The 20,785-nt window shown below is 65.2% G+C and carries 20 protein-coding genes; 10 read left to right on the top strand and 10 right to left on the bottom strand.

Annotated elements, in window-relative coordinates; all coding sequences use genetic code 11:
• Positions 1-106: 106 nt before the first annotated feature.
• On the bottom strand, positions 107-379 hold the full coding sequence (locus tag IU452_RS27795) for an excisionase family DNA-binding protein (protein WP_195112142.1): 273 nt from the start codon (positions 377-379) through the stop codon (positions 107-109).
• 254 nt (positions 380-633) lie between these two features.
• On the opposite strand from IU452_RS27795, the gene IU452_RS27790 reads away from it, so the two are divergent.
• Positions 634-1,047: a helix-turn-helix domain-containing protein gene (locus IU452_RS27790; RefSeq protein WP_195112141.1), complete on the top strand. Its 414-nt coding sequence runs from the start codon at positions 634-636 to the stop codon at positions 1,045-1,047.
• 341 nt (positions 1,048-1,388) lie between these two features.
• Positions 1,389-1,898, top strand: coding sequence for a hypothetical protein (locus IU452_RS27785; protein ID WP_195112140.1), 510 nt, complete (start codon positions 1,389-1,391; stop codon positions 1,896-1,898).
• A 412-nt stretch (positions 1,899-2,310) separates the two neighbouring features.
• Here IU452_RS27785 and IU452_RS27780 read toward each other — a convergent pair whose 3' ends face one another.
• Entirely contained in the window at positions 2,311-2,790 is a 480-nt protein-coding gene (locus tag IU452_RS27780; protein WP_195112139.1) for a hypothetical protein, read from the bottom strand.
• A 1,277-nt stretch (positions 2,791-4,067) separates the two neighbouring features.
• Positions 4,068-4,340, bottom strand: coding sequence for a hypothetical protein (locus IU452_RS27775; RefSeq protein ID WP_195112138.1), 273 nt, complete (start codon positions 4,338-4,340; stop codon positions 4,068-4,070).
• 159 nt (positions 4,341-4,499) lie between these two features.
• Between IU452_RS27775 and IU452_RS27770 the strand changes: the two genes are divergently transcribed.
• Entirely contained in the window at positions 4,500-5,129 is a 630-nt protein-coding gene (locus tag IU452_RS27770) for a TetR family transcriptional regulator (RefSeq protein ID WP_195112137.1), read from the top strand.
• A 192-nt stretch (positions 5,130-5,321) separates the two neighbouring features.
• On the opposite strand, the gene IU452_RS27765 is transcribed toward IU452_RS27770, so the two are convergent.
• Positions 5,322-6,482, bottom strand: coding sequence for an alpha-hydroxy-acid oxidizing protein (locus IU452_RS27765; RefSeq protein WP_195112136.1), 1,161 nt, complete (start codon positions 6,480-6,482; stop codon positions 5,322-5,324).
• A 109-nt stretch (positions 6,483-6,591) separates the two neighbouring features.
• On the opposite strand from IU452_RS27765, the gene IU452_RS27760 reads away from it, so the two are divergent.
• Positions 6,592-7,638: an Lrp/AsnC family transcriptional regulator gene (locus tag IU452_RS27760; protein ID WP_195112135.1), complete on the top strand. Its 1,047-nt coding sequence runs from the start codon at positions 6,592-6,594 to the stop codon at positions 7,636-7,638.
• 529 nt (positions 7,639-8,167) lie between these two features.
• On the opposite strand, the gene IU452_RS27755 is transcribed toward IU452_RS27760, so the two are convergent.
• Positions 8,168-8,767, bottom strand: a complete 600-nt coding sequence (locus tag IU452_RS27755; protein ID WP_195112134.1) for a TetR/AcrR family transcriptional regulator — start codon at positions 8,765-8,767, stop codon at positions 8,168-8,170.
• A gap of 65 nt (positions 8,768-8,832) precedes the next feature.
• Between IU452_RS27755 and IU452_RS27750 the strand changes: the two genes are divergently transcribed.
• The gene (locus IU452_RS27750) at positions 8,833-9,690 is read left to right on the top strand and encodes an alpha/beta fold hydrolase (RefSeq protein WP_195112133.1); all 858 of its coding nucleotides are present in this window, start codon (positions 8,833-8,835) and stop codon (positions 9,688-9,690) included.
• On the opposite strand, the gene IU452_RS27745 is transcribed toward IU452_RS27750, so the two are convergent.
• On the bottom strand, positions 9,687-10,007 hold the full coding sequence (locus IU452_RS27745; RefSeq protein ID WP_195112132.1) for a hypothetical protein: 321 nt from the start codon (positions 10,005-10,007) through the stop codon (positions 9,687-9,689). The two genes, IU452_RS27750 and IU452_RS27745, sit on opposite strands and share 4 nt — an antisense overlap.
• A gap of 9 nt (positions 10,008-10,016) precedes the next feature.
• Between IU452_RS27745 and IU452_RS27740 the strand changes: the two genes are divergently transcribed.
• A complete protein-coding gene (locus IU452_RS27740; RefSeq protein ID WP_195112131.1) occupies positions 10,017-10,262 on the top strand; it encodes a VOC family protein in 246 nt (81 codons plus the stop codon).
• 228 nt (positions 10,263-10,490) lie between these two features.
• Here IU452_RS27740 and IU452_RS27735 read toward each other — a convergent pair whose 3' ends face one another.
• From IU452_RS27735 to IU452_RS27725, 3 genes are all read right to left on the bottom strand, one after another.
• The gene (locus IU452_RS27735; RefSeq protein ID WP_195112347.1) at positions 10,491-11,492 is read right to left on the bottom strand and encodes a phosphotransferase family protein; all 1,002 of its coding nucleotides are present in this window, start codon (positions 11,490-11,492) and stop codon (positions 10,491-10,493) included.
• Positions 11,393-12,766 carry an acyl-CoA dehydrogenase family protein gene (locus IU452_RS27730; RefSeq protein WP_228818885.1) on the bottom strand — a complete coding sequence of 458 codons (1,374 nt, stop codon included), beginning with the start codon at positions 12,764-12,766 and terminating at the stop codon, positions 11,393-11,395. Before IU452_RS27730 ends, IU452_RS27735 begins: the two co-directional genes overlap by 100 nt.
• A 248-nt stretch (positions 12,767-13,014) precedes the next feature.
• Positions 13,015-13,656 (bottom strand): TetR/AcrR family transcriptional regulator, encoded by a 642-nt coding sequence (locus tag IU452_RS27725; RefSeq protein WP_324192860.1) that lies wholly within the window; start codon positions 13,654-13,656, stop codon positions 13,015-13,017.
• A gap of 227 nt (positions 13,657-13,883) precedes the next feature.
• Here IU452_RS27725 and IU452_RS27720 point away from each other — a divergent pair, with 227 nt between their 5' ends.
• The 3 genes from IU452_RS27720 to IU452_RS27710 all read left to right on the top strand — a co-directional run bounded on the left by IU452_RS27720 (position 13,884) and on the right by IU452_RS27710 (position 17,595).
• Positions 13,884-15,407: a class I adenylate-forming enzyme family protein gene (locus IU452_RS27720; protein WP_195112130.1), complete on the top strand. Its 1,524-nt coding sequence runs from the start codon at positions 13,884-13,886 to the stop codon at positions 15,405-15,407.
• Positions 15,386-16,354 carry a phosphotriesterase family protein gene (locus IU452_RS27715; protein ID WP_195112129.1) on the top strand — a complete coding sequence of 323 codons (969 nt, stop codon included), beginning with the start codon at positions 15,386-15,388 and terminating at the stop codon, positions 16,352-16,354. Before IU452_RS27720 ends, IU452_RS27715 begins: the two co-directional genes overlap by 22 nt.
• A gap of 227 nt (positions 16,355-16,581) precedes the next feature.
• Positions 16,582-17,595 (top strand): alpha/beta fold hydrolase, encoded by a 1,014-nt coding sequence (locus tag IU452_RS27710; protein ID WP_195112128.1) that lies wholly within the window; start codon positions 16,582-16,584, stop codon positions 17,593-17,595.
• A gap of 867 nt (positions 17,596-18,462) precedes the next feature.
• Here IU452_RS27710 and IU452_RS27705 read toward each other — a convergent pair.
• On the bottom strand, positions 18,463-19,062 hold the full coding sequence (locus IU452_RS27705) for a TetR/AcrR family transcriptional regulator (protein WP_195112127.1): 600 nt from the start codon (positions 19,060-19,062) through the stop codon (positions 18,463-18,465).
• 80 nt (positions 19,063-19,142) lie between these two features.
• Between IU452_RS27705 and IU452_RS27700 the strand changes: the two genes are divergently transcribed.
• On the top strand, positions 19,143-20,687 hold the full coding sequence (locus IU452_RS27700) for an FAD-dependent monooxygenase (RefSeq protein WP_195112126.1): 1,545 nt from the start codon (positions 19,143-19,145) through the stop codon (positions 20,685-20,687).
• Positions 20,688-20,785: the final 98 nt, after the last annotated feature.

The following is a 20,785-nucleotide window of genomic DNA, read 5'->3' as shown; positions in this document are numbered from 1 at the left end:
CCTTATTCCGTGGTGGGATGAGGATCGGTGGGCTTCCTACGGGAATGCCAGCGCTCGCTTCCGCGCAAAAACCCTTGGCAGAGGGGCGGAACGCGGGCGCTGGCGCTTAGAGGGGGACGCTGGCACCGCCGTGGGCAGGCACCGGTTCGGCCGGATGGTCATCCGGGAGGTCGAGAAGCCGGTCGATGTCCCTGCGCCGGATCCGGACGAGACTGCCGAGCCGCTTGACCGGCAGCTTCCCTTCTTCGACCAGCTGGGCGATCTTCCACTTCGACACCGACATCAAGCCGGCCGCGTCGTCGTAGGTCAGTGCCAGGCGCTGGTCGACCGGGACACGGTGCTTGGGTGGCGCGTTGGTTTCGCGTGCTTTGCGCGACATGCGTGTGACTCCGTTCACTTCAGATACTGCGCAACCACTGCGAAACACTACCGACGCTGCGCGAGGGATGGCAAGTCGTATCGTGCAGCATCGCAACGGATCTCGCCCCAAACCTCCCGATACATGGGCTCCAGCTCGAGGATCTACCTGCGTGGATGTGTGCGCATCCATGCGCAACCGGCGCAGGATGTTACCGCTGGGTCGTGCACCGTGGAATCGCACGAATTACGCGCAACCGGACTACCCTTGTGGACATGAGCAACACCAATGCACAGAGCATGCGCGTCGCGCGCGAGCTCAAGGCCGCGCGCGAAGGAGAGAAACTCTCCATCCGCAAGGCCGCAAGCCGCGCAGGCATCAGCGAAAGCCGCTGGCGTCAAATGGAAAGCGGCGTGCAGGTGAAGAACGGCGTCAGCAGCCCCGCTACGACCACACCGGACACCTTGGTCAAGATGGCGCGCGCCATCAACCTAGACCCTGAAACCTTGCTGGAGCACGCGGGTTTCGGCACCTCCACCGCCTCGCGCCGCGAACTGGTCGCCTCGGTGCCACCGACCATGCACGGACCCCGGACCCTGGACCTGTCCGAGTTCACCGATTCCGAACGCGCACAGGTGGAAGCCTTCGTCGCGGGCCTTCGCGCCGGTCGTATCGCCCGCGCGCAGTGATCACGTCCGCGCGGGCGCGCTCGATAGCGTGCCGAGGACTCGGTCCGCAAGGCTCGAATACAGTTGCGCGCGTCACTGCGCAACCCCCCAATTTTTCCGGTATGTTGACGGTACAACGTAAGCGTCGAAGCGACGCCGGGGGGCGGGGGGATTTCATCACCGGGGGAGCGGAGACAGTGTCCAGCGCTACCGGTGAAGGACGGTCGATGACCTCAGACCTATGTACCCCCTCCAGACAGGGCCACTACGATGCCTACACTCACGCCATCGCACGAGGGATTGATGTCGGATTCCTACCTCTCAGCTCCGCTCAAATGCTATGGCTGCCAAAGGAATCGGCCATGGTGGTCAACGCTGACCTACCGGAGCGAGAACGTCACGAATGGGTCGCCCACGGCATCGCACACGCCGACCTCGAACGCCGGCGCCTCGTCCGCCGCGCACGACGGGGCCGCATCCCTGTCGAACTCGTCGAGAACTCCGCCAACAAGATCACCGCTCGTCGGCTGCTGCCGATACGACCACTGCGTGACGCGCTCCGAAAGACCACCGACGCCACCGAAGCCGCAGCACTACTGGGTGTCACGACCACGTCGCTGTTCATCAGACTGACTGGCGTGCGCGTCGGCGAATACCAACTCCTGCGCGGCCTGGTCCACCGGATCCGATGGCCTGAGAATCTGTCCTGGGGCACCTGCGGATGGGACCGCAGCGACGACGACCACGCGTGTCGGCCGCCGAGCTTGCCGGTCGTGGCTATGGGCACTGCGATGCGGATCGTCAGCGACTGTCACCTATTGACCCCGATCGTCAGCATCGCTGCAGCAACATTGCGACCTCCCTTGCTGTAGTCCTCGCAGACACCGCATCTGGACAGAGGCGCTCGGGTACCGTTCGAATGCGTCGCCCGGCCGGACGGCACCACAGCATAGGTGGGCCGGAACTGGACGCCGGTGGTGGCTTCTCCGCACGCCGAGACATGACATTAGACTTCAGGTAGCGTCAGCCTCTGCGCGCATCGAGGATCGAGAGGTGCGCGGGGGGCTCGCGGACGACAGCCGCAGGGAAATTCGAACCATGGCACGCTAACAGCACGTTTTCACCGGGAGATACCCGGAACCAACCGGAGTCACCAGGGGTCGTGGTTGCGGTGTTTGACCAGGTAGAGGGCATTATCGGGAGTCATCGGGAGGTACTGGAACCCCTTGATCCACAGTGTGGGGGTCGGGGGTTCGAGTCCCTAGACCTCCGGGGATCATCGAGCTATCTCCGTCCTGAGGTGGCGCGGGGGGTTTCGCGCATGTGATCCCAATTGTCGTCTGCGAAGACCTCGATGCTGATCACGGAGTCGATGTCGATGCGTGTCATGACCGCGCCAGGGCTATTGAACGGGCTGAGAACCTCCAGCAGGTTACCGTCGATATTCCAGGTCATACCGGGTCCGGCGGTGCGAACCCGGCCCCGATCATCGCGATACCGCACGGTGACTGCGCGCGCCGCCGCCCAGGCAGCAACCAGGATTCCCCGGGGAGTCTCATGACCGTATCCATAATCATTGCGCCGAGCCGCGTGCAGGTCGTGCCCACCGTGGAAGCCCTTCCAGCCGTCGAGCATCTCGTGCTGGCGATCGAACAGATCGCGATGGATCTCCTCGGCTGTAGCCTGCTGCAGGTAGTCGTCATAGCTGAACTGGTACAAGGCTTCCGCATGGCTACAGGCCCAGCCCTGGGCGTCGCGTTGCAACCTGAAATCCTGGGTGAACCGCTTTCCGTCGGTGTCGGTGTACCAGGCACGCCAGTTGCCTCCACCATTGTTCTTCACCTTTCCGGCGGTCGTATAGTCCCCAGCTCGGTAGCAGTCGACCGAATCGGTCGTACCTGTCCTCGTCGGGTTGATAGCCGTACTTGCTCGGTATCCCGTCATCGCCCGGCGGGATGTCATCGCCTACCGCAACCAGCTTCAGCGCAGGTTTGCTGTTCATTGGTTCGTTCACTCCTGTTCTTTTGGTTCGGGTTTCAAGTTGCATTGCGAAGATCGGCCTGGGCCCTGCGGGATCCCGAGCATCGACCCTTATGGACAGCCGGACTGATTTGTTGATCATGGTGTGCGCCAAGGCGCTTCGGTCGAAGGTTGGAAGAGATCGAGAGACGTCGATCCGTCGTCCAGTTTTGCCATCCCCCCAAGTTCTTCCACCCCGTCGTGCTGTACAGCATTGATCACCATATGCCTGGACACCGACATCGACCAGTACCGCGACCTCCTGTACGAGATCTGCCGGCAGGTGCGGTAAGTCGCAACTCCCTCTTGCCTGGCTCGGGCAGAGGAGTAGCCGTTGTAGCACCCGGTGTGCACTTGGCCTCGGTGTAGCTGATTCGTGACGTGCGGTTCTGCTCGTGGCAGCGTCAGCTGAGCATTTCGTCATGTCGAGCAACCCTTCGATCGCGGTTCCGTACGCCCCCGAAGCCCTCTTGGCCGAAATGAGCCGGTTGGCGTCGAACCGGCGTTCGTTGAAGTGGAGCGATTGAGGACTGGCCTATCTGCAGTCGTGAATCGCGCTGATTACTCAGTGCAGCGATGGCGGTTTACCATCTACTCCCCCTCAGCAATCAATCCGCAAACCAACGGACTTACACACCAGCGGTCGGCGGTTCGAACCCGTCTGCGCCCACTTCGTGAAACTCCAGGTCAGAGGGCAATTTCATCACCGCGATGGCAATCGACAGTGGCGAGCAATTCGGCTCAGTGAGCCGAGAGTGTGCCAACGCGTGGGAAACCGGGCCTCGCGTTAGTCGTAATCAACCAGTCGGATGCCTGGTCACGAGCTAAGGGGTTTGTATGGCGCTCTGACCAAGCGCTACGCAAATCCGTTGACCACTTGATCAGCTATCAAGCGGTCGCCGGATCGAGCGAATGGCTCGAGGTTTCCCGCTAGCGGCTCGTCCAGAGGGGCACGGTTGGGCCTACTGGGTATCTCCGCACGGAGTCCTGGTTGCGGCACTCCGACCTGAGGCTATCGGGCCCTAGCGCTCTCGGTCGCGGTGGCGGATCGCCGAGGGCAATGGCCTTTCGGCCGGGCAGAAGCGGGATTCGACAAGTTGAACGGGGCAATCGTGAACCGCATAGTGGTCCGCCGCTCGGAGTCGGCATGTGTGGTTGCTCGGACCATCGGAGATATTGTCGGCGCCGCCGTATGGGTCGGCGACGGGATGGATCGCGATGACCTCACCGGTGGCCGGATCGACCGACTTCAGCGTGGTGTCCTGAGTGGCGGGGCTGGTCTCGGTGGATGTCATGGCGGAGTTCTCCTCTGGCGAATCGCGGGATCGGTAACGCAAACGCAGGGCTACAATGACTGCGATAATGTCCCATTGGGACACAACTCCTAGCAGCAGTAGTGTCCCAATGGGACACTATAGGCTGTGATCTGGGTTACGGATGGGAAGGGCTCGGAATTGACTGAAGCAACCGGTTGGCAAGCGCAGGAGAAGGCCCGGGTGCGACAGGAACTGATCATGGCGGCGTTGCGGTTGTTCGAAGAGCAGGGCTTCGATCGCGCCAGCATTCAGCAGATCGCCGAGGCGGCTGGGGTGACCCGGCGCACCTTCAGCCGCCACTTTCCGTCCAAGGCGGCCGTGCTCTTCGCGCACGAGGAACAGCTCTTCGCCCGCTTACGCGCGGCGCTGCAGCGGCGATCGGTCGACGAGTCCGCCCTGACCGCATCACGAGCCGCCGTGCGCGAGCTGCTGCTCGGCCCGCGACCCCAGGCGTTGACCTCGACAGAGATCGACTCCGTCCGGCGCGCGCGGCTCTTGCTGATCACGAATCCGACCCTCTGGCAGGAGAACTACTTCGGCGCGATCCAACGCCAGCACGATCTAGCGCACGTCTTCGCCCAGCGCGCCGACCTCCCCGACACCGACCTGGCCCCCCGGATCGTCGGGGCGGCCTGCTTCGCCGTCGTGGGCACGGCCCTGGACCACTGGGTCCTTCACGGTGATCACTCCGTCACCGCACTGCACCAAATTCTCGATGCCGCACTCGCATCCCTGCAACACGGCATCGACATTCAGCCGCAAGCGTAGCGAGATCACCATGACACCCTGGACCCGACAGCGGTGGTCGGTGACGAACGCTATACCGGGCTTCGCGCGAAACCGGTTGCGGCAGAAGAGGATACTTGGACGCAGCGCGTCAGTCGTCGTGTCGCCGGTCGTCGAGCCCGGCGTTCGATTTGCCCGGTATCCGCTCTATGGCCGATGAATTCGAGGCGTGAACTATCGGGTGGGCCGCAGTGTGTCGGGGGTGAGGTCGGCCAGGGTGGGGTAGCCGTCGACGGCCATGATCAGGTCGGCCTCGGCGAGCAGGGCACGCAACACATGCACGATGCCGTCGGTGCCGGCCAGTGCCGCACCGTAGGCGTAGGGGCGGCCGATGCCGACGGCCGTGGCGCCGAGGGCAAGGGCTTTGATGATGTCGGCACCGCTGCGGACGCCGGAGTCGAACAGCACCGGCAGGCCGTCAGCGGCGGCGACCACGTCGGGCAGACAGTCCAGAGCGGGCAGACCGCCGTTGGCTTGCCGTCCGCCATGATTGGAGCAGTAAATACCGTCCACACCATTGTCTTTCGCGCGGCGGACGTCATCGGGATGACAGATCCCTTTCACGAGCAACGGCAGCGTGGTGAGCGACCGCAGCCACGGCAGGTCGTCCCACGTCAGCGGATTGCCGAAGATCTGAGCCCAGCGCAGTGCCGTGGCACGCGGGTTATCGTCGGGATCCGTGCCCAGACTGGCCCGAAACACTGGGTCGCTGGTGTAGTTGGCCAGGCAGTGCCCGCGCAGCTGGGGGAAGTTGCTGAAGCCCAGATCGCGTGGCCGCCAGCCCGTGATCCACGTATCGAGGGTGACGACGATGCCCTTGAAACCCGCCTTTTCGGCGCGTTCTACCAGACTGGCGGCCAGATCCCGGTCGGTCGGGGTGTAGAGCTGGAAAAACCCTGGCGTGTCACCGAATTCGGCGGTCACCTGTTCCATCGGATCCACCGACAGTGTGGAGGCAACCATCGGCACGCCCGTGCGTGCGGCGGCACGCGCGGTGGCCAGGTCCCCGTGCCCGTCCTGGGCGCACAGCCCGATCACCCCGATCGGCGCCATGAACACCGGCGACGGCAGTGTCATACCGAACAACTCGATCGACATGTCACGCTCGCGCGCGCCGACGAACATCCGCGGCACCAACCCCCACTGATCGAACGCCGACGCATTGGCACGCTGGGTGCGCTCATCACCGGCGCCACCGGCAACGTAGGACCATACCGACGGCGGCAGCGCCTGCTGAGCCCGCTGCTCCCACCCCGCGAAACTCATCGGCAACGACGGCTGCACCCCCATCAGACCGGCGAAATAGATCTCGTTCTGGAAATCGGCGAATGCCACAGGTCTGTCCCTTCTCGACGTGATGAATCGCTTGACCCGCCCAGTAGAGTGCACTCGAGACAACGTGTGACGAAGAATATGCAGGAATTTCTGTTGAGACCGGTATTGGATGCAGGATTCTGCCAAACCACTGACTGAGGGCGAGCTCGAGCTCGTCCACGCCCTGCAGCTGCGGCCGCGCGCGCCCTGGACCGAACTGGGCCGCGCCCTCGGCGTCGACGCGGTCACTGTGGCCCGCCGCTGGCACCGCCTCACCGACAGCGGTCGAGCGTGGGTGACCATCTCTCCCGGGCCGCGGGCCTATCAGCTGCTCTGCTTCGCATTCGTCGAAATCGGGTGCGCCACGGGACATGCCGGCGAGGTGGCCGAGACCCTAGCCGGTCATCCGCACTTCCTGACGATCGAGCGCACCACCGACGCGCACCTGTTGCTCGGCACCGTGGCCACCGACGATCTGGCCATGATGTCGCGCTACACCCTCGACGTTCTGCCCGTTGTCCCACACGTGACGGCCGTGCGCGCCCGGGTCGTCACGCACATGTTCACTGAGGGCGGTCGCTGGCGCATCGACGCGCTCGATCCCAACCAGCAAACCCGGCTCGCCTGCACGCCGACCGCCGCCGACCGGCCCGGCTCACACCCGCTCACCCCGCTCGACCGAGCGCTGCTCACCCACCTGTCCCACGACGGCCGCGCCCCACACCAACAGCTGGCGACCTCGCTCGGAGTCAGCGCGCAAACCATCAAACGACGCATCGATACCTTCACCCGGACCGGGCTGCTGCGGTTCCGCTGCGACTTCGCGCGACCGCTCGGCGGCTGGCCGGTAGCGGTCACCTTCTGGGCGACCGCTCCCGCCGCCGACCTGCTCGACATCGGTCACGCGCTGGCCCACTACCGGCAAACCCGCAACTGTGCTGCACTCAGCGCTGAATACAACCTCGTCCTGCAGGTCAACACCATCAACCTCGCCGACGTGCTCGACTTCGAAACCCGCTTCACCCGAACACATCCCGGCCTACGAATCGGCGAACGCCTCCTCACGATGCGCCACCACAAACTCCTCGGCCACATCCTCGACCCCCACGGCCGCAGCACCGCCGTCGTCCCACCAGCGCCCTGGAACGAACCCACGCTCCGGCCGAACGAACGATAGTGCCGCTGCGCGCGGTCTGAAGCTGCCCTGGTCGGGTGTCAATTCTGCGAAGAATTGCAGCGGATGCACGATAGCGGCCTCGAAAACGGCTGATACGGCATCAATTACGGTACGCAAACCAGCGTTTCGGGCGGAGCTCTGTCCTGGATCCTTGCCAAGAAACACTCATCTGTTGCATGATTCGCCCGTCCAGCGATGGGAGATCGATGCGCAATCAAGGTGGGCTACCGCTGGGATCGGCGCGGTTGGAGCTGGTCGACGGCGTGGCACTGCTGCGGCCGGAAGACGCTGTGCTGCAAGCGATGTTGCGGGGATGGGAGGCACAGCAGGTCGGCGGCCGATGCCTGACGCGATCGCGAGCGGATTCTGCGGCATCCGACGTGGCGCGGCCTCCGACCGGACAAGCACGTCGATCAGATCGACTGCCCGCTTCGGAAATCTGAGGCGCTAGGCCGGTGCGGCCAGCCCGAGGGCGCGATCATGACCTGCGTGATCTCCGCGCGGTCGGGTTCGCCGGGGGTGGCGAGCCTTAGGTGCAGTCGAAGAGTCGGTCGAGGTAGTAATCGATGGCCGCCAGCGCGGCCTCGGGATCGATGACGTCGAACTCGAGCAGCGGGGTGAAGCCGGTCAGCGCGAGTAGGAGGTTCGTCTCGATCGCCGGTTCACGATCCGGGGGGAGGTGGCCGTCGGCGATCGCCTGCCTGATCAGGCGTTCGGTGAGTGCTCTGCCGTCATGGAGTCCGAGGCGGGCCTGCTCGTGCAGCCCCGGGTCGTGGAGTGCCTCGAGGGTGTAGGCGGCGCTCATCCGGCTGGTGGCGCGGGCATCCGGGTGCAGGGGGAGCATCTCCATGAGCGTCACTCGCAGCACGTCTCGGGGGTGCGGAGGTGAGCCGAGACGGTCGAGGCCCTGGGTGACGCGCCGTGCGGTCTGTTCGGCAGCGAATTCCATCGCGAAGACGAGCATCGCTGTCCGGGAACGGAAATAGTGCTGGACCTGTCCCAGGGAGGCATCCGCCTCACGGGCGACCTCGCGCATCGTTGCGCGGGCCCAACCTTGTTGTTCGACTACTCGCCACAGGGCGCGCGCGATGGTTTCGCGACGTTCTCGGTGGTCGACCTGTTTCGGCATCCGAACCCCTTCCATTCGTTTCCATACGTCTGACATAATACAGCTGACTTGTAAAAGGAGATGCGATGAGTACATTCGCCACCGCTGAGCTGGAGGCAGCATTCTTTGGGGCCTACGACGCGGTGCTGGCCCACTGGCCGGTACCGGTCGAGACGGTAGATCTTCCGAGTCGTTACGGAACGACGCGGGTCACCTCCGCCGGCCCGGCCGCGGCGCAGTCGCTGGTCCTGCTGCACGGATACGGCGGCACGTCCGGGATGTGGTACCCGGTAGTCGGTTCGCTGGCCGAGGAGCATCGCGTGCGGGCCGTGGACATCATGGGCGAGCCGGGCCGCAGCCGGCATACCGGCGCTGCCTTGACCAGCATGGACGATCTCGTGGACTGGCTGGCGGAAACGTTCGATCTGCTCGGGCTACCCGCGGCCGACCTGTGCGGCCAGTCCCTGGGCGGGCACCTCGCGCTCCGGTTCGCGCTCGCCCATCCCGAACGGGTGCGGCGGCTGGTCCTGCTCGATCCGCCTCTGGTCTTCGCCGGGCTCAGTCCCGAATTCGAGGAGCTGGGCCGAAACCGCGACCCGCACCCCACATTCGAGGCCGCCCGCGCGATGCTGGCACCGGACGGCCCCGGCAGCGGACCGGCGCACCTGGAGGCCTACCTCGATCTGCTCGCGCACGGAGCCGCACACTTCCCGGCCTCGCCGATCGTCTATCCGCACCTGCCGGATGGGCTGACCCAGCTGCCGGTCCCGACCTTCGTCGCACTAGCCGGTGCGAGCGAGGTGCACGATTCGGCGGTGGCCGCGGAGGCCGCGCGGCGTGCCGGGGCCCATACGGTGGTTCTCCCCGGTGCTGGGCACGGCCTGCTGGCCGACGTCGAACCCGTCCGCGGCCTCGTCCTGGAACACCTCCGGCTGCACGACTAGGTGGTCCAGGCCGCCCAGGCACCGCTCTCGAAGACCAGCGCGCGGCCCTCGGCGGTGCGGCCGGTCTTGGCGATGGACGGGTCGCAGGCCTCGTCCTTGGTGTAGCGGCCGGTGCCCACGTTGTATGGGCCGGTCTCCTCGTGCTTACCGGACTTTCCGAGGCACAGCAGCGTGCCGCCGTCGGAAGCGGAGCCGATCAGCCCGGCCTGGGCCTCGGTGCAGGACGCGTCCTTGCGGACCACCGCGGGGGTGGTCGGCGCACTGGCCGTCGTGGTGCTGGGTTCGATCACGGGTGCTGCCGCCGTGCTCTGCGGCACGGCGCTACCGTGTGCTTCGGCGCCGTCGAACACCACACGCCCCCGCCCTGGCCCGACAACCCGCAACAGCCCAAACGCGTGCACTTCGACCTCGCCGTCGAGGACCTGGCCACCGCTACCGAACGTGCCCTCGAACGGGGTGCGACGCTGCCGTCCTTTCAGCCCGGAGCCGATCCCGAATGGGCAAGGCAACCCGTCTGGACCGTCGTCCTCGATCCCGAAGGCACCCCGATCTGCCTCAACACGTCAGCCTGATTCAGACCGGCCCCCGCCAGCGGATCGGGTTTCAGCCGGATGAGTGCAACCATCTGCCGCTGCGCACTCGATCGGACCAATGTCGTGGGTTAGGCGATTCTGGCTATTCGACAAGTATCAACATGTCGGCTTGCCAGCAGCAAGATCGCGACGTCAGAATTCACCGATGCAGCGCAGGGTCGGTGTCTTGCGCTGTGCAGCAGGTTCGGATCGGTGTGGCCCGTGCCCTTACAGCTCGGCGTCGGCGGCGACGCGTTGCGCGGTGTCGACGAGGTCTTCGATCCGTTCTGCGGTCGGGGTGGCCGCGGTTGCTCGGTTGCGGGGGTCGTCGAGGGAGCGGCGCAGGACGCCTTCGGCGATGATCGCGAGTTTCCACAGCGCCAAGGCATGCCAGTACCCCAGCGTCTGTCGGTCGCGGCCGGTGAGAGCGAGATATTCGGAGACCAGGTCGTCGCGAGACGGAAAGCCGGGCAGGGTGCACATCTCGAATCCGGGGACTGTCGGTTCGTCCCGGGTGGGCCAGTAGGCGAGCAGGCTGCCGACGTCGGCGAGCGGGTCGCCGAGGGTGCACAGTTCCCAATCCAGTACCGCGGCGACCTTGCCGGTTCCGGGCGCCGTGATGACGTTGCGGAGGTTGTAATCGCCGTGGACCAGCGCGATTTCGCGTTGTTCGGGTATTGCCGCCAGGAGACGTTCGGTGAGTCGTTCGAGTGCGGGTAATTCGCGTGTCTTCGATTTCTCCCATTGGCCCGACCACCGTTTCAGCTGTCGGGGGGCGTAGGGTTTGTGGCTGGCCAGGTCGGCGAGGCCGGTCGCCTCCAGATCGACGGCTTGGATGCGGGCCAGGGTGCGTATCAGGGATATGGCGGCAGTGTGGCGCTGCTGCGCGGTCAGCTTCTCGGCGTTGGCGATTCGGTCGAGAACCAGTCCGTCGATGTGTTCCATCAACACCAGCGCGACATCCCCTTCGCGCCGGACGTCATGGATTCGCGGCACCGGGACATCGGTCGGCCCCAGTGCGGACAGGACCCGCGCTTCGCGGGACACGTCGTGCGCGGAAGCGAGCAGTCGGCCCAGCGGCGGACGCCGCAGCACCCAGCTCCGCCCGTCGGCATCGGTGATCCGGAAGGTCAGATTCGACTGCCCGATTCCGACTCGCTCGGCGTGAAAGGGGACAGCACAATCGATTTCGAGCGCGGCGAGCCAAGCGGCGAAGGCGGTGTCGTCCAGTTCGAAGGCCGCCGGACCTGTGGTCGGGCGGATGATCTCCGCGGGGGAGTCGGCGGGTTGGCGGTGGCATGGACCTTACCGAGTTCGGCGCGGGCGATGGCGCGTTTGTGGACCTCGTCGGGGCCGTCGGCGATGCGGAGTGTCCGCAGGTCGGCGTACAGGCGAGCAAGCGGGAAATCGTCGCTGACGCCAGCGGCGCCATGAACCTGGATCGCGCGGTCCACGATCTGCAGCGCCATGGCCGGTGCCGCGACCTTGATGGCGGCGATCTCGGTCTGGGCCGCCTTGTTGCCCACGGTGTCCATCATCCACGCAGCCTTGAGCGTCAGCAGCCGCGTCTGTTCGATGGCGATGCGTGCCTCGGCGATCCAGTCCTGGATGTTCGCGCGCTCACTGAGCTTCTGCCCGAAGGTGATTCGTGTTTCGGCGCGGACGCACATGAGCTCCAGCGCGCGCTCGGCCATGCCGATGGCGCGCATACAGTGGTGGATGCGGCCGGGACCGAGGCGCGCCTGGCCGATCGCGAAACCTTCGCCCTCTCCCTTCAACACGTCGCTTACAGGCACTCGCACGTCGACGAAGTCGATTTCGGCGTGCCCCTCACGGTCGGTGTAGCCGAAGAAGGGAAGATTGCGGCGCACTGTGACACCGGGCGCATCGATGGGGACGATCATCATGGACTGCTGCCGATGCTTGGGCGGGTGTGGGTCGGTCTTGCCCATAACGATCAGCACCTTGCAGTTGGTGTGCAGCGCGTTGGTGGCGAACCACTTTCGGCCGTTGAGCACGTAGTGGTCGCCGTCGCGGTCTATGCGTAATTCGATATTGGTGGCGTCGGAGCTGGCGACGTCGGGTTCGGTCATCGCGAACGCGGAGCGGATGGTTCCGGCCAGCAGCGGCTCGAGCCAGCGCTGCTTGTGCTCCTCTGTGCCGAAGAGGGTCAGCACCTCCATATTGCCGGTGTCGGGGGCATTGCAGTTGCACGCCTCGGGTGCGAGATGCGGGCTGCGGCCCATGATTTCGGCGAGCGGTGCGTACTCCAGATTGGTCAGTCCCGGCCCCCACTCCGGGTGCGGGTGGAAGAGGTTCCACAGTCCGCGAGCGCGGGCCTCGGCCTTGAGGTCTTCCAGAATCTGCGGATGATGGTGCGGGTCATTGGAGTCGAGCATCTGCCGTGCATAGACGGGCTCGGCGGGATACACGCATTCGTCCATGAAGGCGAGCAGCTGCCGCTGATATCGGTGAGAGCGTTCGGAATTGGTGAACAGGTCCATAGCAGGTCCGATCGTGCGAGCAAGGCAGATGCCTCGCAATTCGGTGGAAAGTCTACGAGAAGGCCCGAACAGGCGAAGCCGATGAGGCGGGGCTCGGGTGGTTCCAATGGTGACCAGACTCGCCGAAATTGAATGTGACGTCAAGTTCAAGAATCGCTCCCGATTCGTGAGACGAGTCACCTCGTGGTGGTCGGGGAGTGTCGACGACGCCCGGACTTCGCCGGTCGGTGCTTATCGCCGACGGTGAGTCAGTGAGATTCCTTCAGCTGTAAGGCGTTGAACCAGAGCCGATTCAACGTCCGCACCAGCCGCTCGAACGGAATCTTCTCTCCGTCCACGAAGACGTGATACGCCGTGCGCGAGACCATGGCCGACAGGGCCAGCGCAGTCGGACGCGGCTCCAGTTCGGGATCGACCAAACCCCGCTTCTGCAGGTCTCGGATCATCGCGACGTTGCGATCGATGAACGCCATGGCGCGCTCGTGTCGCAGCGACCGGAAGTTCTCGTCGATCTTCGACACCTGCTCGAGGACGGCCATCAAGCGTGCATTGCGTCGATACGACTGCAGGTATTCGCGGTTGGCCGCGGCGATCAGCTCCCGCGGGTCGTCGACGCCGACGCGCTCGCGGATGTGCGGGTACAGCATCTCGTCGGCAACCTGCTCGATCACCTCGGCGAGGACTTCTTCCTTGCTGGTGAAGTAGGTGTAGAACGAACCCGACGCCATCCCGGCGGTCTTGGCGATATCGCTGATGCGAGCGTCGAGGAAGCCGTCGCGCTCGAACACCTCCCGCGCCGCGGTCACCAGCGCGGCCCTGGTCCGCATGCCGCGCTTGCTGCGCGGGACGGCCCGATCGGGCTGCTGTTCGGCAACGTCTGGGGTGCTCACCGTCTCACTCGCTGTCGTCGGGCCATTCGCTCTGTGGGGGATGGTAACAGCGCCCGACGTCCGCGAATCGACGCCGCTCGTGTGTGAGGTCGGGGAGGGCCTGCCTCGCATGGCCCGACAAGTTATTGAACATGACGTCGGATTCAAGTACAGTCCTGGGCCAGCCCAACCGTGGCTCCCTCACACTCCGTTCGCGCGCAATCGCCACCGCCCCATCGGGAGGCTCCATGCCCAACGTCGCCGATCGTTTCTGGCAGCACGCCGCCAGCAACCCCGACGCCGTCGCACTACGCACCACGACCGAACAGATTTCCTACGGCGAGCTGGCGCGCCGCAGTGCCACCTGCGGCGGCATGCTCCGAGATCTCGGGGTCGCGGTCGGGGATCGGGTGCTGTTGGTGGCGCCCACGGTCCCGGAGTTCGTGGCCGCGTATCTGGGTGCACAGCTCGTCGGCGCGATCGCGATCACCATGAACACCATGGCGGCTACGCCCGAAATCGGTTATGTGCTCGACGATTCCGGTGCCCGGGTCGCTCTCGCCTGGCGCGGTGCCCAGGAGGCGACACAACGCGCGGTGGCCGAGCGGAACGCCATCTTCCGGGGTCTCGCACCCGGCGTCGATTCCGAGACCGCGCAGCCGGTGACCGAACCGGTGTCGCGGCAGGGCGGTGACACCGCGGTGCTGCTCTACACCTCCGGGACGACCGGCAAGCCCAAGGGCGTCGAGCTCACCGTCGACAACCTGACCGAGACTGCGCGGCTCTACGCCGACCAATTTCGGCTCGCTCCCGGTGAGCGGTACGGAACCGGGCTACCGCTGTTCCATGTCTTCGGTCAGGCCGTGTGCCTGCTGCCGGTTCTGTACTCCGGCTGTTCGTTGTCGATGGTGTCACCGTTCGATCCGCGAGTCATGATCGAGATGATTCGCGATCACCGGCTCACCGTCGTGGCCGGTGTGCCGACGATGTGGAACGCGTTGCTGCACAGCACCGGTGACTATGGGCCGCAGGATTTCACGAGCCTGCGGTTAGCGGCGTCGGGTGGCGCCTCACTGCCGGGAGAAGTGATGCGTGCCTTCTCACAGCGTTTCGACTGCGCCATTCTCGAGGGATACGGGCTGACCGAATCGACCGGTGCTGCCGCATTCAACCTGCTGCATCGGGAACAGCGGGTGGGCTCGGTGGGCACGGCACTGCCCGAGATCTCGGTGGAGGTGCGTGACGCGGAGGGGAAGGTGCTTCCCGCGGACACGGTCGGCGAGATCTTCCTGCGCGGCCCGAACATCATGAAGGGCTACTGGAACCGTCCCGACGCCACCGCCGAGACCCTGACCGAGGGCTCGCTGAAGACGGGGGATCTGGGGCGTCTCGACAGCGACGGGTATCTCTACATCGTAGACCGTGCAAAGGATCTCATCATCCGCGGCGGCTACAACGTGTATCCGGCCGAGGTCGAGGATGTGCTCTACCAGCATCCCGATATCGTCGAGGCGGCGGTGATCGGCGTGCCGGACGAGCACTATGGCCAGGAGGTGGCCGCGGTGGTCGTCGTCGGCACCGAGATCGACTCGGAGCAGTTGCGGGCGTGGGCGAAAGAGCGGCTGTCGGCCTACAAGGTGCCGCGCCGATTCGCCTTCGTCGATCAGCTTCCCAGGGGTGTCACCGGAAAGATTCTCAAACGCGCCCTCGACTGGAACCGACTGACCACCGCCACCAACGAGGAGCCCCGATGTCCATCGTTCCTACCGTGACCGGACCCGTCGACTCCAGCGCGCTGGGCCGGGTCCTGGTCCACGAACACATCTTCGTCCTCGGTGAGGAATACCGGCAGAACTACGCCGACTGGGACGAGGACGCCCACGTCGACGACGCCGTGAAACAGCTCGACGAGTTGCACTCTCTGGGCATCGACACCATTCTGGATCCGACTGTTCTCGGGTTGGGTCGCTACATTCCGCGTGTCCAGAAGGTCGCTGCGCGAACGGAATTGCAGATAGTCGTGGCTACCGGGGTCTACACCTACAACGATATCCCCTTCCAATTCCATTACCACGGGCCGGGATTGATGTTCGACCGGCCGGAACCGATGGTGGAGCTGTTCATTACAGACATCACCGAGGGCATCGCCGACACCGGTGTCCGCGCCGGATTCCTCAAGTGCGCCATCGAGACACCCGGACTGACACCCGGCGTGGAACGCGTGATGCGCGCGGTCGGACAAGCCGCCGTCCAGACCGGTGTCCCGATCACGGTGCACACCAATCCCCACACCGGATCCGGACTGGTGGCCCAGCGGGTGCTCGCCGAAGAGGGCGTGGATCTGCGCCGGGTGGTCCTCGGGCACTCCGGTGACACCGACGATCTCGACTATCTCACCGAACTCGCCGACGCGGGATCGTTTCTGGGTATGGACCGGTTCGGACTCGATGTCCTGCTGCCGTTCGACGTGCGGATCGACACGATCGTCGAATTGGTCCGCCGCGGCTACCGGGACAACATCGTCATTTCCCACGATGCTGCCTGCGTCTTCGACTGGTTCGATCCCGACGACAACGAACGGGTCGCGCCGAAGTGGAACTACCGCCACATCAGCGAGGATGCGATTCCTGCGCTGCTCGCGAAGGGACTCGCCGAGGACGACATCGACGCCATCCTGGTTCGCAACCCGCGCCGATACTTCGAAGACAACAGCCACTGAGACGGACCCAATGAAACAACTCGAGACCAGGAGTTCACGTTGAGGTCCGAGCGTTACGCACTCGCCGCCGTCGGTGCGATAGTGCTGCTCTGCGGATCTGTCGCCTGCTCGAAACAACAAGACGCAGTGACCGATACTCGTGGTGAGCTGGTGTCCGCGACTCCACTCACCGAGTTGTCGACGGAAGAGGCCGCGACCTATCTGGCCAAGGAGAAGATCGATGCCCGGTGCGAAACGGTGTCGATGCATACCGGGTCGTGTACAAGACCGTCGCTGTCGATGGATCGCCGACCACAGCCAGCGGGCTGGTCGTGTTACCGCGCAGCGCGTCTCAGCGGCTACGCGTGGTGAGTTACGAACACGGCACGATGGCGTTGAAGAAGTCTGCGCCTTCGGTCGACGAACAGAGCCCCGACCGGGCGGTGGCGACAATGTTCGCCGCCGCCGGTTACACCACGGTCGCTCCGGATTATCTCGGTCTCGGTGAAGGGCCCGGTTTCCATCCCTACGTTCACGTCCCCACCGAGGTCAGCGCCTCCATCGACCTGCTGCGCGCCGCTCGCACGGTAGCGGGCAAGCGCCAGCGCGAATTGGATCCCGACGTTCTGGTCACCGGCGCCTCCCAAGGCGGCACGGCCGCAACAGGTTTGGCCAAGGCACTACAGGGCGGCCGGGCGCCCGGCTTCGGGCTGGCGGCCCTGTCGCCGATCAGCGGACCGTACGACCTCCAACACGCCGATCTGCCCGCCGGTCCGGCCGGCCTGATCAACCCGTCGGTCGCGGTCTTCTACTTCAGTTACTGGATCACCGCGATGAACCGGATCTACCACCTCTACGACACGCCGTCCGAGGCGTTCCAACAACCCTATGCCGCCACGGTCGAGGGCCTGTTCGATGGGCAGCACGACGAAAAAGCCATCAGGAGTGCGCTACCTGGCACGCTGCAGCAGCTCCTGACACCCCAATTCATCGACCGGCTCCTGCATCCCACCGGTCCGGTGCTGAAAGCGATGACCGACAGTGACGGCACCTGCGACTGGACCCCGCGCGTCCCGGTCCACCTCTACCACTCCACCGGCGACCGCGACGTCCCCTACATCAACGCCGAACACTGCCTCGACGCCTTCCGCAGCGACAAGGTCACGCTCACCGACCTCGGCAACATCGACCACGAAACCGCCATCCGCCTCGCCCTCCCTAGAATCCTCCAGCAATTCCTCCAAGAGGTTCCACCCACCTGACGCGAGTCATGACTGCCCGCCGCAGCAGGGTCTGCAAGTTCTCCACCTGCTGACACGCCCGCAGCCCCGGCTTCGCCTGCAACGCAAGGGGATCGGGCTCGGCGAGGTCGTGCCGACGACCGCGCCGCGCGCGTAACCGGTCTACCTGTCGTAGTTCTCGACGAACACGGCCAGCCCATACGTCGGGACGCCAGTGCGGTAGGCAGCGGCATTCAAGTCGGCTTCCTATGGACCCGCCCCTACAGCGCGTGGAGTTCCAATGAGACCTTCGCTGCCGACGCGGTCCTGTACCCGTCGATGTCGATCAGGGCCTGCACCCACGGCACCTGCATAAGCGAGGAGTAACTCGATCGCTCCGTCGCGAGTTTCGTCTCCCGCATCTCCTGTTGGACGGCCGAGGCGACGAATGTCTGCGCCGCCCGGTGTCAGCCGTCGCAACGGCAGACCACCAGCGAAAGCCCCGGTCTACCAATGGATCAAGCAACCGGCCTGACACCGTACGGCGAATCGGCCGGACGCACTCCATTCGGCATGAGCGCGCGTTGGAAAGCCCTGCCAGCCAACCAATTGGGCGGCTGACCAACGCCCGCGCAGCGGCATTTGCGTGTACTCTTGTCCACTATAGTCAGCGTGGTAAGTGGGCGGTACCAATCGCACGCTCAGACTTGAGCCGAGCACGGTACGGACCCCGGAACGCCTCGAGATTGGGATGCTGCCGTGCACATGCAGATCTTGAACCAGACAATCCCGCGCACCATCATGCTCAATCCATATCTGTAAGGGTCTGCCACTGTGGACACGCTCATCGGCCCTCATCGGCGGTGAATCAGCCGAATGTCAGCCAGGTCTCGAGCACTCCTCGGCGGCTTATGGTGTGGGTCGGATCAAGGGGAGGAAGATGTTGTCGATGATGTCTTCGATGTCTGCGTCCGGCATGGGCTGCAGCGTCATGAAGACGTGGTGGCGGAGGAGGTCGACGGGGAGGGCTCGCAGGCGCGGGGTGAGTTTGGCGGGGTCGATCTCGCCGCGCTCGACGGCTGCTGCCAGGATGTCGTCGACGACCGTGTTCTGGCCGGTGAGCGAGGTCTCGCGTAGGTCGGCGAGGGTTTCGCCGGTCTCCTGGTAGTAGCCGCCGAGCTGGACGCCCATCACCGTCGCGAGATCGCGGCGGGAGTTGCTGACTTCACGCAGCAGCGCGATGAGATCCCCGCGCAGGGTTCCGGTTCCTGGCGCCGAGACCGGTCGCCGCATGCTCGCGTGCGTGATGGTGGCGCGCAGCAGCTCGCGGCGGGTTGCCCAGCGGCGGGCAAGGACCGGACGGCTGGTGCCCGCTCGACCAGCGACGGCTTCGAGGGTGAATCCGGCGTAGCCGTGCTCGCACAATACGGCCCAGGCGGCGTCGAGCAGCGCTTCTTCCAGGGCCGCACCACGGCGGCGTTGGATCGGCTGTACCTCATTAGGATGCACTTGCGCATCTTATCAGTGCGCGCTAGTCTCGGATTTATAAGATGCGGCTCCGCATCTAAAAGTTGCTCGTGGAGGAAGTCATGAACGAACCCGCCACGATCCAGACCGAAGTTCTCGTCATCGGCGCCGGTCCGGTCGGTCTCACGCTGGCCTGCGATCTCGCCCGCCGCGGGGTGGCCTGCCGCATCATCGAGCGGGACGTGGCCGCCGGTCGCGCCTCCAAGGCCAAGGGAATTCACTCGCGGACCCTCGAGGTGCTCGACGATCTCGGCGCCGTCGACTATGTCGTGCGGCACGGTGTCGCGAATTTGCCGATGCGCCTTCACGATCCGTCCGGCGCCGCCGTCGATCTGGCGCGGGTCACGGTTTCGGCCTGGGAGGGCTTCCATACCCCCTACCCCGACATGCTCTGGATCGGGCAGTTCGACGTGGAACACGCGCTGCGCGAGCGGTTCCACGAACTCGGCGGCGCGGTGGAGTACGCCACGGAAGCCGTTGACCTGGTGCAGGATTCGGATCGGGTCACGGTGAGCGTGCGGGCCGCAGCGGGTGCGCGCACGATCACGGCACGCTATGTCGTCGGCACCGACGGCGGCAAGAGCACGACCCGTCACCTGATCGGTCTCCCGCTGGAGGGCGAGACCCGCGACGAGGAACGCTGGTACCTCGGCGATGTCACCGTCGACGGCTTGCCGCGTGACCGCACCCACGTCTGGACCTCCAGCGCCGGAAAGCTGAACCTCACGCCGCTGCCCAACAGCGATATCTGGCAGTTCCAGAACCGGATCCCGAATGATGTGGAACCCGATGAGCCGTCCCTCGAGCTCTATCAGCGACTGCTCGACGACCGGAACGCCGGGATCACCTTGACGAGCGCGACCTGGCTGTCGATCTACCGCGTGAATGTGCGGATGGTGCTGGACTATCGGCGCGACCGGGTGCTGCTGGCCGGCGATGCCGCGCACGTGCATTCACCCGGCGGCGGGCAGGGCATGAACACCGGTATTCAGGACGCCTACAACCTCGGCTGGAAACTGGGCGCGGTCATCGCGGGCGCGCCCGCCGAACTGCTGGACACCTATGGCGCCGAACGCATTCCCGTGGCCCGCAAGGTCCTGGAACTGAGCACCGAGAAGCTGGACCGGGTGGCCGCCGCCGCGAACGGCGGTATAGGTGAAGTGGCCGCCGCGTCGGCCGAACTCACCGACCCCGTACTGACGACCGGACTGGGCATCGGCTACGGCGATGCAGGCGCCGCACGCCCCGCGGACCACCCGGACGCCGGTGACCGCGCCCCGAACATCACCGGCCTACACGGCCCCCGCGGCGCTGTCGACCTGTTCGACCTCACCCGTGGTCCGCAGTGGACCCTGCTGGCCTTCGACATCGACGGCAGCGCGACGGCTCTGTTCGAGGACATCGAATCGGCCGATCTGCGCGCGTATCGGATCACCACCACCCCCGGCGACGGAATGTTCGACGGTGACGGCGAATTCGAGCGCGTCTACACCCCCGAGCCGGGCGAACTGATTCTCATCCGCCCGGACGGCTACCTCGCCGCGCGCGGGACCGGGACAGAAGACGGCGCGAGGGCATTACTGCGGTTGATCCCACGTCATCGGTGAGCCGCACGACCAAGTCCGGTGCGAGGTCCAGCAGGGCGATGGCCGCTGTCGTCGAAGCTAGGCCCGGTCCGGACAACGACAGCCGCTGAATTCACCGC

The sequence above is a fragment of the Nocardia transvalensis genome (assembly GCF_015477765.1).
GTDB lineage: Bacteria > Actinomycetota > Actinomycetes > Mycobacteriales > Mycobacteriaceae > Nocardia > Nocardia transvalensis_A.
This window is presented reverse-complemented; position numbering and strand designations above follow the sequence as displayed.